This window comes from Amycolatopsis sp. CA-161197 (assembly GCF_050942255.1).
GTDB lineage: Bacteria > Actinomycetota > Actinomycetes > Mycobacteriales > Pseudonocardiaceae > Amycolatopsis.
The window spans coordinates 4,253,504-4,267,114 of record NZ_CP192059.1 but is presented as its reverse complement, the minus strand read 5'-3'; the positions used below and the strand labels follow the sequence as shown (position 1 = coordinate 4,267,114).

Genomic DNA, 13,611 nt, shown 5'->3' with positions numbered 1-13,611 from the left:
AGGCGACTCCGAATGTGACCTGCGATGGTCACCGTTGTGGACCGAACAAAGGACGATATAGTCCACTAAGCCCCTCTTGTGGCTCCGCTGCCCGTTGCCGGCCGGAGCCTCTTCCCCTGCATCCGGAGACCGACATGAGTGACGACACGGACGAATACGACGGCGGATTCGACCTCGATTCAGGCCTCCTCGAACCCGAGGACACCCTGGACGACCTCGGCGTCGCCGACGTTCTGGACGAAGGTTACAGCCCTCCCGACCGCCCGCAGGCCGTGTTCGACTGGGGCCTCACCGCGCGCGAAGAAGCGGGCCACGAAAGTCTCGGCAGGCGCCTGGCGCGGGAGATTCCCGACGTGAGCGTGGATCCGGCCGAAGGCGACGGACTGGGCGACTCATCCGACACCGATGGCGAGCTGTACGACGACGAGGTCGGCGTCTCGCGGGCGGGGCGGCTGGTCGAAGATCCCGACGCCGACGAGCAGCGCCCGTACCTCTTCGCCGTGGACGTCGGAGTCGACGGATCCGCTGCCGCCGCGGAGGAAGCCGCGATCCACGTCGTCCCCGAATGACGGGCGGACGTCGATGCCTCGGCGACCCGCGAATCGCCGCCCCGAACGGTCTTCGTGACGGCACGGTCTCGTTTTCACCCCACAGATTGAGAGAATGACCTTGGCGCACCCCAGGAACGGGAAGGCCGTCGTCCGCCTTCCGCCGCTGGTTTCGAGTGTCGATCGCTTCACCGGCGCGGCAGTGGGCACGCAATCGGTGCTGGTGCTGGCCGACTTCGCGGTGCTCGGCGCCGCCCGGGTCCCCATCGGACTCGCGGAAAGCGTGCTGATGGTCGCCGCGGGTTTCGTCGTCCCGGTGGTCGGGGTTGCCGGCCACCTGCGGCACGCCAGCAGGCTGGGTGTGTGGTTCGTGACCGCGTCGCTGGCCTGTTCGTTCGTGCTGGGGGTGCTGTTCCACTTCGTGCTCGACACCGGTACCACCCTGCGCCGGATCCGGGTGGACGGGTTCGGAAGCCTGGCCCGAGTGTATGAAACAACGGCGACCCTTCAGGTCTTGACCGCCCTCGTCGGCGTGATCATCGCGGCGGTCGCGTGGCGCAGGCGAGCCAAGCTGCTGACCCTGTTTCCGAGGCGCACCCGCACCGCGGTCCTGTGAGTCCCGTGGCCCTTCGCGCGCCCCGGCACTGTCATCAGGAGGAAGCGGCCTCGCTCAGTGCGGGACGTGGTGCCTGTCGTGGTCCGCGAGCGTGACCTTCAGCTCCCGTCGCGAAGAGATGCCGAGCTTTCCGAAGATCTTGCCCAGGTGCCACTCGACCGTGCGCGGGCTGAGGAACAGCTGCGAGGCGATCTGCGAGTTGGTGTGGCCCTCGGCGGCCAGCCGCGCGATGTAGGTCTCCTGCCCCGTCAGCTGCGCCCTCAGCGGCACTGTGGGTGCTTCGACGGCTTCCCCGGCGGCCAGGAGCTCACGGCGGGCGCGTTCGGCGAACCCGCCGGCGCCCACGCGCCGGAAGGTGTCGCACGCGAGCCTGAGCTGGTCGACCGCTTCTTCGCGGCGGCGCTCGCGACGCAGCCATTCGCCGTGGAGCAGCTGAGCCCTGGCTCGGAGGACGTCGACCTTGCTGCGGCCGAGGTGCTCGATGGCCAGGCGGTACAGCTCGTCGGCCTCCTCGCCCCGGGCCACCAGGGCGCGTGAGCGGGCGGCGACGCCGAGCGCCATCTCCGTGCCCGTCGCGGCGGCGCGATCGGACAGCTCCCGTGCCGCGTCGATCGCGATCGCGGCCTCACCGCAGCGGGCGGCGGCCTCGACCCGTTCGGCGAGGCCGTATCCGTGCATACCGATGTCGTCGTGCTCCACGGCCCAGTCGGTCGCGGCGAGCGCTTCGCGATACCTGCCGAGGCTGTTGTGCAGAACGGCCGCGGCGTACTGGACGATCGGGATCACCCGGCCTTCACCGCGTTCCGTCGCGCTGTCCAGGCTGGTACGGACGAGCTCCAGGGTCCGGGCATCCTGGCCGCGGTAGGCCGTGAGGACCGGCTCGATGCACAACGGCGGCAGAGCGCCGGTGGCCTGGCTGATGGCAGCGGATTCCTCGAGCAGGGTGGCGGCCTCGTCGAATCGCCCCGCGTGCACGCAAACCCCGGCCCGGTTGGCCAGCGCGACCGGCAGCAGCGTCAGCACACCCCGTTCGCGAAGGGTCTGTACTTGCCGGGCCGCGAGGTCGTCCTCCGACTGCCGGTCCCCCAGGTCGAGGGCGATCCGGCTGGCGAGGCCGTACCAGCGCAGGCCGGCGCAATCGGCATCGGAGTCTCGCCGGAACTGCCGGACGGCGCGCATGAGAGTCGGGGCCGCGTCCGTGTACCCCTTGGTGAACCGCAGGACGAGGCCGTCGAGGAGCACGTCGACGGCGCGGGGCGGAGTCGGCGCGGGCGGGGCCGACCGCGCGGCGCGCGCCATGCCGTCCGGCGCGTTGTCCGGCGCCCACACGAGCCGGCCGGCGAACACCGAAGCCATCAGCGCCTCGAGGTAGGTCTCGCGCGACAGCAGCGGGTCCAGGTCCCGGAGGCGCTCCGCGGCCGACAGCAGCAGGCCGGGCGCGTCGCGGCCGCGGTTGAGGGCGAACGCGATCTGCGAGCGCACCAGCTCGATCCGGGCCTGCCGCAGGGGTTCCCGTGGTGCCGCCTCCGCCTGCGCGACCAGCTCCAGCGCCGCCTCCGGGGCCCCCGCGTCGAGTTTGGCTCGCGCCGCTCCCAGCGCACGGCGGGCGCGATCGACGGGGTCCGGAGTCAGCTCGGCCGCGTCGGCGAGAAACGCCGAGGCCGCGGCCGCTCCGCCCCGCGCCCGGGCGAGCTCGGCCGTCCGTTCCAGCTCGGCCGCGGTCGCCTCGTCCGGCCCCGTCGCCGCCTGACTGCGCTGCCACGCGCGTTGCTCGGCATCACTGCGGGGATCGATCGCCTCGGCGAGCGCCTCGTGCACGCGTCGGCGGTCGGCGCCGCCCGCCGATCCGTAGACGGCGGACCGGATCAACGGGTGACGGAACCGCACCCGGCGGCCGATGCTGATCAGCTCCGCCGACTCCGCCGGTTCCGCCGCCGATTCGGGCAGCCCGAGGAGGCCGGCGGCCCGCCAGAGCACCGCGGCCTCCCCCACCGGGTCGGCCGCGGCGATGAGGAGCAGGAGCCGGGTGTCCGCCGGCAACGCGGCCAGATGCGTCGCGAAACTGCGTTCGATGCGGCGCGACAGCGGCCGTCCGTGTCCGACCAGTCCGAAGCCGCCGGCGAGGGCCGGCAGGTTCGCCGTGCGGGGCAGTTCCCGCAGGGCCAACGGGTTGCCCCGCGCCTCGGCGAGAATCCGCTCCCGCACCCGCTCGTCCATCGGACCGGGCATCGTCGTCGCCAGCAGGGTCCGTGAATCCCGGTCGCAGAGCCCGGTCAGAACCAGCTCGGGCAGCTGCGCCAGGCCCGCCAGAGCCGCGTTCTCCCGGCTGTCACGGACCGCGAACACCATCGCCACCGGATCCGCCCGCAACCGGCGCGCGACGATCGACAACGTCCGTACCGAGGCACTGTCGAGCCACTGCGCGTCGTCGACGACGCACACCAGGGGTTGCTCCGTGGCCGCGGCCGCCAGCAAGGTCAGCACGGCCAGCCCGACCAGGAACAAGTCCGGCGGCTTACCCTCGGCGAGGCCGAACGCGGTGGCCAGCGCGGTGCGTTGCGGAGCCGGCAGGCGATCGAGCCCGTCGAGGTGCGGCGCGCACACCTGGTGCACACCGGAGAAGGCCAGCTCCGCCTCCGACTCCGCACCCGACACGTGGATGACCTGCAGATCGGCAGCCCGCGTGACCGCGTGATTCAGCAACGAGGTCTTGCCGACGCCTGCCTCGCCACGCACCACCAGCACGGCGCTGCGCCCGTGGCGCACCTCGTCCAGCATCTTGTCGAGCAGCTCGGCCTCGCCGCGCCGGCCGAGCAGGTCCGGATCGCCGCCGCCGATCATCGAAATCCCACGGCCGAGCCGGGTCTCATGACACTCCAGAAAGCGAAAAAAGGGCATTGAGTCACGTCAGGCTCGATATCAACGCACGGCGACGTGCACCCGATTTCGCTTCCGATCGACCGCCGCGGGGGCGCTCGGGACCGGCGTTCGCGTATCCACTCGAAGCCTTGGCCGCGCCGACCGCGCGTCGCGGGTCGATGCCGGACCGCACGAGCGAGGGATGAAAGTGAAGAAGCTTCACCTGTCGGCGGAGAGCGAACCGGTGAAGCTCCGGCGAAGCCTCGAGGTGGATCTCGGTTCGATCACCTGACACAGCCGAAGCCTAACCGCGCTTCACCGCGGAGTACACCCCGCCTCGGCCATTTGTGGACTTTTGCGTCCACTGTCACAGCGGCACCGGACTGCGGACGTCGGCGGGACGCCCGCAGTCCTTTCGGTGCGGTGCTTGTGTTGTGCGCCCGGGCTAGTTGCGGCCGGCCATGACACCACCGTCGACGTCGACGATCGCGCCGGTCATCCAGCTCGCCTTGTCCGACAGCAGGAAGGACACCGCGTTCCCGATGTCCTCCGCGGTGCCGACGCGCCCCAGCGGGTGGAAGCCCGCGAAGCTGTCGACGCTTTCGTCGAGCTTGTCCGCGCCGAACACGCCGAGGTACAAGGGAGTCTTCACGACCGCAGGCGCGACCGCGTTGACCCGGATGCGGTGCGGCGCCAGCTCGATCGCGAGCGCCTTGGTGAGCGAGTGGAGCCCGCCCTTCTGCACCGAGTAGCCCGCGTGCGGGGTCGCCGCGATGCCCTGGTGCGCCCACATCGAGCCGACGTTGACGATGGCGCCGCCGTTGCCGCCGGCGATCATCCCCGAGACGACGGTCTGCGTGATGAAGAACAGCGCCCGGTTCAACTCGTTGTACGAGTCGTAGAACGCTTCGTCGTACTCGATGAACGGCTTCGGGACGAAGAAGCCCGCGGCGTTGACGAGCAGGGTCGCGTCGGCGTGCTCGGCCGCGAGCTGCTTCCGCAGTTCGGGCACCTGGCCGCGATCGGTCAGCTCCGCCGGGATGCCCCACGCTTTCCCGTGCTGCGACAACGCTTCGACCGCCGCTCGGAGCTTGTCCGGGTCCCGGCCGGTGATGACCGCACTGCCGCCTCCGGCGACCACCTGCTGCGCCGCGGCCAGACCCATGCCGCTGCTGCCGCCGGCCACCACGACTTTCCGGCCCTCGAAGTTCTCACTCATGACACGTTTCTTCCTTCCGCAATCACACCCGAATTGTGCTGGCAGACCCCGGAATCACCGGGTGCGAGGCGACATCCGCAGAAGCGCTGCCGGCCTTACGAGAACCTCGCCGACAGAGAAATGCCGGCGGACCGGCCGAATGTAGCCTCGGCAGAACTGGTCGGTCAAGTCCACTTTCGAGGCCGCAACGGTGCTCCGTCCAGGCGCCGGAACCCGGTTCGTGGACGGCCGATCACGCGATGAACTCGTTCTCGACCAGGTAGGCGTGAATGTTGCGCCGGGCTTCGAAGATCGCTTTGTAGATCGCATTCCGGTTGGTACCCAGTTGCTCGACGAGGGCGTCCACGGGAACCCCGTCGATCGCCACGGCGACGAAGACGCGCCGCTGACGCGCGGTCAGTGCCCTCTCGATGGCGTGGCCGAGGGCGGCGCTGAGCTCGACGGCCTGCACCCGCTGAGGTGGTTCGTCGCCGGCCGCGGCGCGCACGCCGTCCGCCTCGCCCTGGTTCGGGAACACCCGGTGGTCCCGCCAGAAGTGCCGCCCGACCTTGCTCGAGACCTCGAGGGCGACGAACCTGAAGGCCCAGGTCTTGAACTGCGCGTCACCGCGGAAATCACCGATCTTGCGGGTGATCCGCATGAGGGCGTCCGCCGCGGCCTGGTGGGCGAGGTCGTCGAGCTCGGGGCCGCCGATCCTCGAGGCCGAAGACCTGCGCGCAGCCTCACTCCTGGCGATCTTGACGAGCATCGCGTAGAGCCGGCGGCAGGCATCGTCGAACTTCGAGCTGCCGGGGCTCAGCTCCTCGACCCAGACGGCGGACTCGCGGTCGAAACTCCGCCCGCCGACCAGGACTCGTCCGGCGAACCCCGAAACGGTCGTGGCGGTGGTTCCCGTCCGGCGCCGGCGACATCCGCCGTCCGCACGCGGTTCGCTCCTGGTGCCCTGTCCGCTCACCGTCTCCGTCACTGTCGACATCCCCACCGCACGTTCCCAGATCCTTGATCGCGTCTCGAACCGACTCGTGCACGACCCGGGGGATCCTGCTCCGGTTCCAGTGAGCCCCACCGGGGTCACGGACGGGACCCGTGGCGATCCCGGGTGAACAAGACCGGTGGACCGCAGGACCCCGGAGGCCGGCCCATCATATGGACTTTATGGTCCACGAAGGGCAGGATCGGCACGGTCCACAATCAACCGAGGAAGACGGCAAACATGATTACTACCAGAGGTTTCGTCGGGCGCCGGCGCTCTGGTCAAGACCCGCGGCTGCCACCAGGCCAGCACGACGCGGGTGGCGACTGGCCGGTTCTGCACGCGGAAGCGACTCCCTCGATCGACACCGGGGACTGGACTTTCACCATCGACGGCCTCGTCGACACACCGACCAGCTGGACCTGGGACGAGATCCACGCTCTCGCGCCCGGCCGTTACGAAGGCGCCATCCACTGCGTCACGACGTGGTCCAAGTTCGACATGGCCTTCGACGGGGTCTCCGTCGACACGCTGCTCGACATCACCGGGCTGCACGACGATGCGGCGTACGTCATGGCGCGCTCGCACACCGGCTACACGACCAACCTCCCGATCGAGGATGTCGTCGACGGTCAGGCCTGGGTGGTGTGGGACGTCAACGGCGCGCCGCTGGACGACATCCACGGCGGGCCGGCCCGCCTGCTGGTGCCGCACCTGTACTTCTGGAAGAGCGCCAAATGGGTCTCCGGGCTTAAGTTCATGGCCGAGGACGAGCCCGGTTTCTGGGAGCGCAACGGGTACCACGACCACGGCGACCCGTGGCTCGAGCAGCGTTACCAGGGTGACTGATGACCGTCACTTCATCCTGGCAAACCGGTGTCGTGACCGCGATCGTCGCGGAGACACCGCACGCGAAAACCTTCCGGCTGCGGCTGACCGAGCCCAGAACTCATCACGCCGGCCAGTTCTACGTCATCCGGCTGACCGCTCCCGACGGTTACCACGCCCAGCGCGACTACTCGGTGGCCAGCACTCCCGGCGGAGACGAGATCGAGGTCACGGTCGAGCTGCTGCCGGACGGCGAGGTGTCGACGTTTCTCCACAGCACCGTCGAAGTCGGCGATGTCCTGCAGGTCCGCGGCCCCGTCGGCAGGTTCTTCTCCTGGGACGGCACCGCACCGATCCTGGGCGTCGCCGGCGGCTCCGGAGTCGTCCCGCTCATGTCGATGCTGCGGCTCGCCCGAAGCACCGGCCGCACCGACCTGATGCGCCTGATCGTGTCCGTCCGATCGCCTGCCGACCTGTACTACGCCGACGAAATTCGCGGTCCCGAGACCACGGTCGTCTACACCCGTGATTCGCCCGCGGGCAGTGCACGGCCGGCGGGACGCCTCACACCCGACGACGTCCGGCCTCTGGTCGAGGCCGATCGCGAGGTCTACGTCTGCGGTTCACCGGGCTTCTGCGACGGGGCGACCGCATTGCTGGCCGGGGCCGGCGTCGACGTCAAGCGGATCCGCGTCAGCCGGTTCGGTCCGACCGGCTGAGCCGCGGCTCTGGCCCTGCGCAAGATCGTCGAGCTGTTCCGTCGTGAACAGGATGACGGCCCTTGCGCAGGGCCACGTTTCCTAGCCGTCCGTTCCGGTTCGAGTGCTCGGCGGCTCGTGCCGTGCCGCCGGATCCACCGCCGGGGCCGTCGTGTCGAGCGGAACCGCGGCCGATCGGACGAGCCCGAGCTGGACGGACTGGTGTCCCAGGACGGCGTTCAGCAGCCAGTCGACCGCCGTCCGAATCCGGTTTCCCGGCATCGACAGCAGGTGGTAGCCGCGCGTGACGATCTTCGCGATCCACCCCGACATCGGGACGTGGAGCGGGTTCGCGGCCGCTTGTTTCCCGCCGAGATCGACGACGAACCCGAGGTCGTGGTGCTTGTACTCGGCCAGGTGACCGTATCCGAGTGACGCCGCGACGTTCCGTCCCGCGAGTGTGCCCTGGCGGCTCGCGTGTTGTGCCGTCATCGCCGTGACCTCGCCGGGCCGGGTGACGTCGGGGACCGCCGCGGCGTCGCCGCACGCGAACACCCGGGACTGTCCCGGGACGGCGAGTGTGGTGTCGACGACCAACCGGCCCTTCTGCGTCTCGAAGCCCGCGCCGTGGACCAGCGGATCGGGCCGGACCCCGACACACCACGCGATCGTGCGAGTCGGGACGAACTCTCCCGTGGTGAGCCGCACACCGTCGGTCGTCGCCTCGCTCACCGAGGTGCCGGTGAGCACTTCGACGCCCCGCTTGCGCAGCACCCGGTCCGCGGCCCGCGAGAGCCGCGGATCGAGCTCGGGCAGCACTTTCGGTGCGAGGTCCAGCAGGAGCCAGCGCATCTTCTGACCGCTGAGCTCAGGGTGGCGCCGGGCTACCGCCTGGGTGAACAGCGGGCCCTGCGCGGCGACTTCCGTTCCGGTGTAGCCGGCGCCGACGACGACAAACGTGCACCGCGCCGCTCGTTCGTCCGGATCGTCGGTCGCGTCCGCCAGCTCCACCTGGCGAATGACGTGGTCTCGCAGGTACAGAGCCTCCGCCACTCCCCGAAAGCCGTGCGCGTGCTCGGCGACGCCCGGAATCGGCAACAGTTTGTTGACGCTGCCCACGGCAAGGATCAACCGGTCGTATCGCAGCTCGTGCGCCCGCCCCTCCGGATCCGTGTAAGACAGCGAATCCTTGTCCGGCGCGATCGCGGTCACCTCACCGAGCGCGAGCCGCACCCCGGGAAGCGTCCCCGGAATCGGCACGGTCACCCGCCGCGGATCGACCACCGCGGCCGCCACTTCGGGCAGCAGCGGGAGGTAAAGAAAGTAGTCCGTCCGGTTCACCAAGACGATCTCGACATCAGCCTTGCGCGGAAGGGCGCGGCGCAACGCACGAGCCGCGTTGAAACCGGCAAAGCCGCCGCCGACAATGACCACTCTCGTCGGTTCCCCACTCATCGATCAACCTCTCTGCGGCGTATTTCCGGCACCATCGGAATCACATTCGGGAATTCCCCGACACCTTGTCTCACACCTTGGCTGGATCGGGGAGCCGGGCGGCCGGCACGCACACGGTAGCCCAGGTGCTGCGTTCCGGCGGCGTTCGTCACCCCGGTTCCGCCCTCCGGCCCCGTGCCACCCACGGGTTTCCTTCACCCGGGCCGGGCACGGGTCCTCCCCACGCCGGTCACCGAGACCACAATGGACTATAGAGTTCACCGAATCGACCCGATCGGGTCCGGACCGGACGCAGGGAGGCGCCGAATGAAGGCGATCGTGGTGACAGATCAAGCCGCGGGACGGGCTGGGATGACGTTGGCCGAGCGGCCCGGTCCGGACGCCGAGCGGCTCGCCGACCTCGCGGGCGCCAACTACGGTGACGTCGTCGTCGAGGTTCACGCTTCGGGGTTCACCTGGGACGAGCTGTCGTGGCCGTCGACGTGGGTCGACCGGCTCGGCCGTGACCGGACGCCGTCGATTCCCGGCCACGAGGTGGCCGGAACCGTTACCGCTCTCAGCTACGGCACGGCCGGGCTCGCGGTGGGACAGCGCGTGTTCGGGCTGACGGACTGGACTCGCGACGGCACCCTCGCGGAGTATGTGGTCGTGGAGGCGCGGAACCTCGCGCCACTGCCGGGCGACGTCGACTTCACCACCGGCGCGGGCCTCGTCATGTCGGGCCTGACCGCGTGGCAGGGGCTGTTCGAACACGGCCGTCTGCGAGCCGGCCAGAGCGTTCTCGTGCACGGTGCGGCCGGCGTGGTCGGGTCGATGGCGGCGCAGCTCGCACGGGAGGCAGGAGCCTATGTCATCGGCACCGGACGCGCGGCCGGCCGCCAGGCGGCACTCGACTTCGGCGCGCAGGAGTTCGTCGACCTCGAGAGCGACAGCCTGGACGAGGTCGGTGCGGTCGATCTGGTCTTCGATGTGTTCGGCGGCGACATCGGGCGGCGGTCAGCGCGCCTGGTCCGTCCCGGAGGAACGCTGGTGGGCATCGCCGGTCCGCCCGAGGCCCGGCCTGCGGAGGGCCTGGCGGTCGACTTCGTGGTCGTGCCCGATCGCATGCAACTGGACGAGATCGTCCGGCGGACGCGCGAGGGCCGCCTGCGGACGAACATCGGCACCGTCGCGGCCCTCGACGACGCCGTCGCCGCCTTCAACCCGGCCGAGCACCCCAAGGGCAAGACGATCATCCGCGTCCGCCCCTGAGGCGCGGCGAAGTGAGACAAGCATCCCCGTTGTGTCGCCGGAACGAGCGAAGATCGGCTCGGCATCGGTTTCACTGCTGTATCGAAACTGTATTGGACGCTATCGTCCAGGAAGCCACGGCAGGTGGCCAAAGGGCGCCGAAGTGACCGTGAAACATGGAGGTAGAGGATGAAGGCGATCGTCGTGACCGACCAGGCCGCGGGGGCGGCCGGGTTGACGTTGGCGGACCGTCCGACCCCGGATCCCGCGGGGAATGACGTGCTGGTCGAGGTGCACGCGTCGGGTTACACCCCTGGTGAGCTGACCTGGGAGGGGACGTGGACCGACCGGCTGGGGCGGGACCGTACGCCTTCGGTCCCCGGCCACGAGATGGCCGGCGTGGTGGCCGCGCTCGGGTACGGAACCGCCGGGCTGGCGGTCGGACAGCGGGTGTTCGGCCTGGCCGACTGGACCCGCGACGGCACGCTGGCGGAGTACGTGGCCATTGAGGCCCGCAATGTCGCGCCGCTGCCCGGCGATGTCGATTTCACGGTCGGTGCGAGCTTGGTGATCTCCGGTTTGACGGCCTGGCAGGGACTGTTCGTGCACGGCCAGGTGCAGTCCGGCCAGAGCATCCTGGTGCACGGGGCGGCCGGCGGCGTCGGGTCGATCGTCACCCAGCTGGCCAAGGAGGCGGGCGCCTACATCATCGGCACCGGGCGCGCGGCCGACCGCCACGCCGCGCTCGGTTACGGCGCGCAGGAGTTCGTCGATCTGGAGAACGACTCGCTGGCCGACGTCGGTGGCGTCGACCTCGTGTTCGATGTCATCGGTGGCGACATCGGGGCGCAGTCCGCCGCGCTGATCCGGCCTGGCGGCACCCTCGTGACGATCGCCGGGCCGCCCGAAGTCTGGCCCACCCACGGCCGAGCGATCGATTTCGTGGTCGAGGCCGACCGTGCGCAGCTGGGTGAGCTGGCCGCACGAGTACGGGATGGACGGTTGCGCACCAACATCGACAACGTCGTTTCCCTTGACGACGCCGTCACCGCGCTCAACCCGAAGACGCGCGCGAAAGGGAAGACGATCGTCCGCGTCCGTCCCTGAGGTCACGGCGACGACGGGCACGGCGTGTTCAGGCACAGGCCGCGGTCAGAACTTCCGGTAGTGCCACCGCCGTCCCCGTCCCCGTCCCCCACCGCACACCGGGCTCGTCACGCGGCGGACGTCGCGGATGTACTTCTCGCCCGGGGCGCTCGTCCGGGCTCCAGGTTGTCGATTTTCCGAGCGCGGCGAAGCGCGCGCTCGCGCGGCCGGAGTCCTCGTCATCACGGGTCGGGCATCACACGATGCCCGCCTTGATTTGGACCAAGTCGTCCAAGTAGCGTTCGTCGTGCTCCGAGCTGAGCCTTCGAGAGGAAATCATGCGGACAGCAGCACCCCGTCCTGTCGCGACCCGTCCTTTTCCCACGCGGGAAACGGTCAAGGGTTCGTACCTGCTGCGGTTGTTCCGCACGACGGACCACAAGCAGATCGGCATCATGTATCTGGTCACCGCCTTCGCGTTCTTCATGGCGGGCGGAGCGATGGCCATGCTGATCCGCACGGAGCTCGCGCGGCCGGGGCTGCAGTTCCTGTCGCAGGAGCAGTACAACCAGCTGTTCACCATGCACGGCACGGTGATGCTGCTGCTCTACGCGACCCCGATCCTCTTCGGATTCGCGAACTTCGTGCTGCCGCTGCAGATCGGTGCGCCCGACGTCGCGTTCCCGCGGCTCAACGCGTTCTCGTACTGGCTCTACCTTTTCGGTGGGCTGATCGTGATCGCGGGCTTCCTGACGCCCGGAGGGGCGGCGGAGTTCGGCTGGACCGCGTATACCCCGCTCTCGGAGGCCACGCACACCCCCGGGGCCGGCACGGATATGTGGATCATGGGCCTGATCATCGGCGGCCTGGGCACGATCCTAGGTGCCGTCAACATGATCACCACGGTCGTTTGCCTGCGTGCGCCGGGCATGACGATGTACCGGATGCCGATCTTCACCTGGAACATCCTGGTCACGAGCATCCTGATCCTCGTCGCGTTCCCGATCCTGACGGCCGCGTTCTTCGGGCTGGAGGCCGACCGGCGCTTGGGCGCCCACGTCTTCGACCCGGCCAACGGCGGCGCGATCCTCTGGCAGCACATGTTCTGGTTCTTCGGCCATCCCGAGGTGTACATCATCGCGCTGCCGTTCTTCGGGATCGTGTCGGAGATCTTCCCGGTCTTCAGCCGCAAACCGATCTTCGGTTACAAGGGCCTCGTCTTCGCGACGCTCGCCATCGCAGCGCTCTCGTTCTCGGTGTGGGCACACCACCTCTATGCCACCGGCGCCGTGCTGCTGCCGTTCTTCTCGTTCATGACGTTCCTGATCGCCGTGCCCACAGGCGTGAAGTTCTTCAACTGGATCGGCACGATGTGGAAGGGCCAGCTGTCCTTCGAGACGCCGATGATCTTCTCCGTCGGATTCCTGGTCACCTTCCTGTTCGGTGGCCTCACCGGCATTCTCCTGGCCGCGCCGGCCATCGACTTCCACGTGTCGGACAGCTACTTCGTGGTCGCGCACTTCCACTACGTCCTCTACGGCACGATCGCCTTCGCGACCTTCGCCGGCATCTACTTCTGGTTCCCGAAGATCACGGGCCGGATGATGGACGAGAAGCTCGGCAAGTGGCACTTCTGGACCACGTTCATCGGCTTCCACGGCACGTTCCTCGTGCAGCACTGGCTCGGCGCCGAGGGCATGCCCCGCCGCTACGCCGATTACCTGTCATCGGACGGGTTCACCGTGTTGAACACGATCTCCACGATCGGCGCGTACATCCTCGGCGCGTCCACGCTTCCGTTCATCTGGAACGTGTTCAAGAGCTACCGCTACGGCGAGATCGTCACGGTCGACGACCCGTGGGGCTACGGCAACTCCCTCGAATGGGCCACCTCGTGCCCGCCGCCGCGGCACAACTTCACCGAACTCCCCCGCATCCGCTCCGAGCGCCCCGCGTTCGAGCTGCACTACCCGCACATGGTCGAGCGCATGCACACCGAAGGCGAGATCGGCTTCTTCGGCAAGCCGCGCCACCAAGCCACGCCCTCGCAGAAGCTGACCGAGGCGAGCGTGTCGGACGGTGAAGGCTGATCGATGCCG

At 69.2% G+C, this 13,611-nt stretch carries 11 protein-coding genes; 7 read left to right on the top strand and 4 right to left on the bottom strand.

Annotated features, from left to right (window positions below):
- Positions 1 to 134: 134 nt before the first annotated feature.
- Positions 135 to 569, top strand: a complete 435-nt coding sequence (locus ACQPXB_RS20420) for a DUF5709 domain-containing protein (protein ID WP_386955606.1) — start codon at positions 135 to 137, stop codon at positions 567 to 569.
- Positions 570 to 765: 196 nt separating this feature from the next.
- Complete coding sequence (locus ACQPXB_RS20415) at positions 766 to 1,164, top strand: hypothetical protein (RefSeq protein ID WP_432854533.1); 399 nt, start codon at positions 766 to 768, stop codon at positions 1,162 to 1,164.
- A 54-nt stretch (positions 1,165 to 1,218) separates the two neighbouring features.
- Here the strand turns inward: ACQPXB_RS20415 and ACQPXB_RS20410 are convergent, their stop codons facing one another.
- The 3 genes from ACQPXB_RS20410 to ACQPXB_RS20400 all read right to left on the bottom strand — a co-directional run bounded on the left by ACQPXB_RS20410 (position 1,219) and on the right by ACQPXB_RS20400 (position 6,218).
- A complete protein-coding gene (locus tag ACQPXB_RS20410) occupies positions 1,219 to 4,005 on the bottom strand; it encodes an AAA family ATPase (protein WP_432854530.1) in 2,787 nt (928 codons plus the stop codon).
- Between the two features lie 463 nt (positions 4,006 to 4,468).
- Complete coding sequence (locus ACQPXB_RS20405; protein ID WP_366581804.1) at positions 4,469 to 5,242, bottom strand: SDR family NAD(P)-dependent oxidoreductase; 774 nt, start codon at positions 5,240 to 5,242, stop codon at positions 4,469 to 4,471.
- 232 nt (positions 5,243 to 5,474) lie between these two features.
- On the bottom strand, positions 5,475 to 6,218 hold the full coding sequence (locus ACQPXB_RS20400) for an RNA polymerase sigma factor (protein ID WP_432854527.1): 744 nt from the start codon (positions 6,216 to 6,218) through the stop codon (positions 5,475 to 5,477).
- Between the two features lie 237 nt (positions 6,219 to 6,455).
- On the opposite strand from ACQPXB_RS20400, the gene ACQPXB_RS20395 reads away from it, so the two are divergent.
- Together ACQPXB_RS20395 and ACQPXB_RS20390 are read left to right on the top strand one after the other, a co-directional pair.
- A complete protein-coding gene (locus ACQPXB_RS20395) occupies positions 6,456 to 7,064 on the top strand; it encodes a molybdopterin-dependent oxidoreductase (RefSeq protein ID WP_366581802.1) in 609 nt (202 codons plus the stop codon).
- Entirely contained in the window at positions 7,064 to 7,762 is a 699-nt protein-coding gene (locus tag ACQPXB_RS20390; RefSeq protein ID WP_386955600.1) for an FAD-binding oxidoreductase, read from the top strand. Before ACQPXB_RS20395 ends, ACQPXB_RS20390 begins: the two co-directional genes overlap by 1 nt.
- An 81-nt stretch (positions 7,763 to 7,843) precedes the next feature.
- On the opposite strand, the gene ACQPXB_RS20385 is transcribed toward ACQPXB_RS20390, so the two are convergent.
- Positions 7,844 to 9,196, bottom strand: coding sequence for an NAD(P)/FAD-dependent oxidoreductase (locus ACQPXB_RS20385; protein WP_432854522.1), 1,353 nt, complete (start codon positions 9,194 to 9,196; stop codon positions 7,844 to 7,846).
- A gap of 306 nt (positions 9,197 to 9,502) precedes the next feature.
- Here ACQPXB_RS20385 and ACQPXB_RS20380 point away from each other — a divergent pair, with 306 nt between their 5' ends.
- The 3 genes from ACQPXB_RS20380 (at position 9,503) to ctaD (ending at position 13,602) form a co-directional block, all read left to right on the top strand.
- Positions 9,503 to 10,447, top strand: a complete 945-nt coding sequence (locus ACQPXB_RS20380; RefSeq protein ID WP_432854519.1) for an NADP-dependent oxidoreductase — start codon at positions 9,503 to 9,505, stop codon at positions 10,445 to 10,447.
- A 168-nt stretch (positions 10,448 to 10,615) separates the two neighbouring features.
- Complete coding sequence (locus ACQPXB_RS20375; RefSeq protein ID WP_432854516.1) at positions 10,616 to 11,533, top strand: NADP-dependent oxidoreductase; 918 nt, start codon at positions 10,616 to 10,618, stop codon at positions 11,531 to 11,533.
- Between the two features lie 317 nt (positions 11,534 to 11,850).
- On the top strand, positions 11,851 to 13,602 hold the full coding sequence (gene ctaD / locus ACQPXB_RS20370; RefSeq protein ID WP_366581797.1) for an aa3-type cytochrome oxidase subunit I: 1,752 nt from the start codon (positions 11,851 to 11,853) through the stop codon (positions 13,600 to 13,602).
- Positions 13,603 to 13,611 lie beyond the last annotated feature (9 nt).

Bases quoted from the DNA above. Each gene is read 5' to 3' on its own strand.
- ACQPXB_RS20395 (WP_366581802.1), top strand. From the start codon at position 6,456: ATGATTACTACCAGAGGTTTCGTCGGGCGCCGGCGCTCTGGTCAAGAC.
- ACQPXB_RS20375 (WP_432854516.1), top strand. From the start codon at position 10,616: ATGAAGGCGATCGTCGTGACCGACCAGGCCGCGGGGGCGGCCGGGTTG.
- ACQPXB_RS20380 (WP_432854519.1), top strand. From the start codon at position 9,503: ATGAAGGCGATCGTGGTGACAGATCAAGCCGCGGGACGGGCTGGGATG.
- ACQPXB_RS20385 (WP_432854522.1), bottom strand. From the start codon at position 9,196: ATGAGTGGGGAACCGACGAGAGTGGTCATTGTCGGCGGCGGCTTTGCC.
- ACQPXB_RS20390 (WP_386955600.1), top strand. From the start codon at position 7,064: ATGACCGTCACTTCATCCTGGCAAACCGGTGTCGTGACCGCGATCGTC.
- ACQPXB_RS20420 (WP_386955606.1), top strand. From the start codon at position 135: ATGAGTGACGACACGGACGAATACGACGGCGGATTCGACCTCGATTCA.
- ACQPXB_RS20400 (WP_432854527.1), bottom strand. From the start codon at position 6,218: ATGTCGACAGTGACGGAGACGGTGAGCGGACAGGGCACCAGGAGCGAA.
- ACQPXB_RS20405 (WP_366581804.1), bottom strand. From the start codon at position 5,242: ATGAGTGAGAACTTCGAGGGCCGGAAAGTCGTGGTGGCCGGCGGCAGC.
- ctaD (WP_366581797.1), top strand. From the start codon at position 11,851: ATGCGGACAGCAGCACCCCGTCCTGTCGCGACCCGTCCTTTTCCCACG.
- ACQPXB_RS20410 (WP_432854530.1), bottom strand. From the start codon at position 4,005: ATGATCGGCGGCGGCGATCCGGACCTGCTCGGCCGGCGCGGCGAGGCC.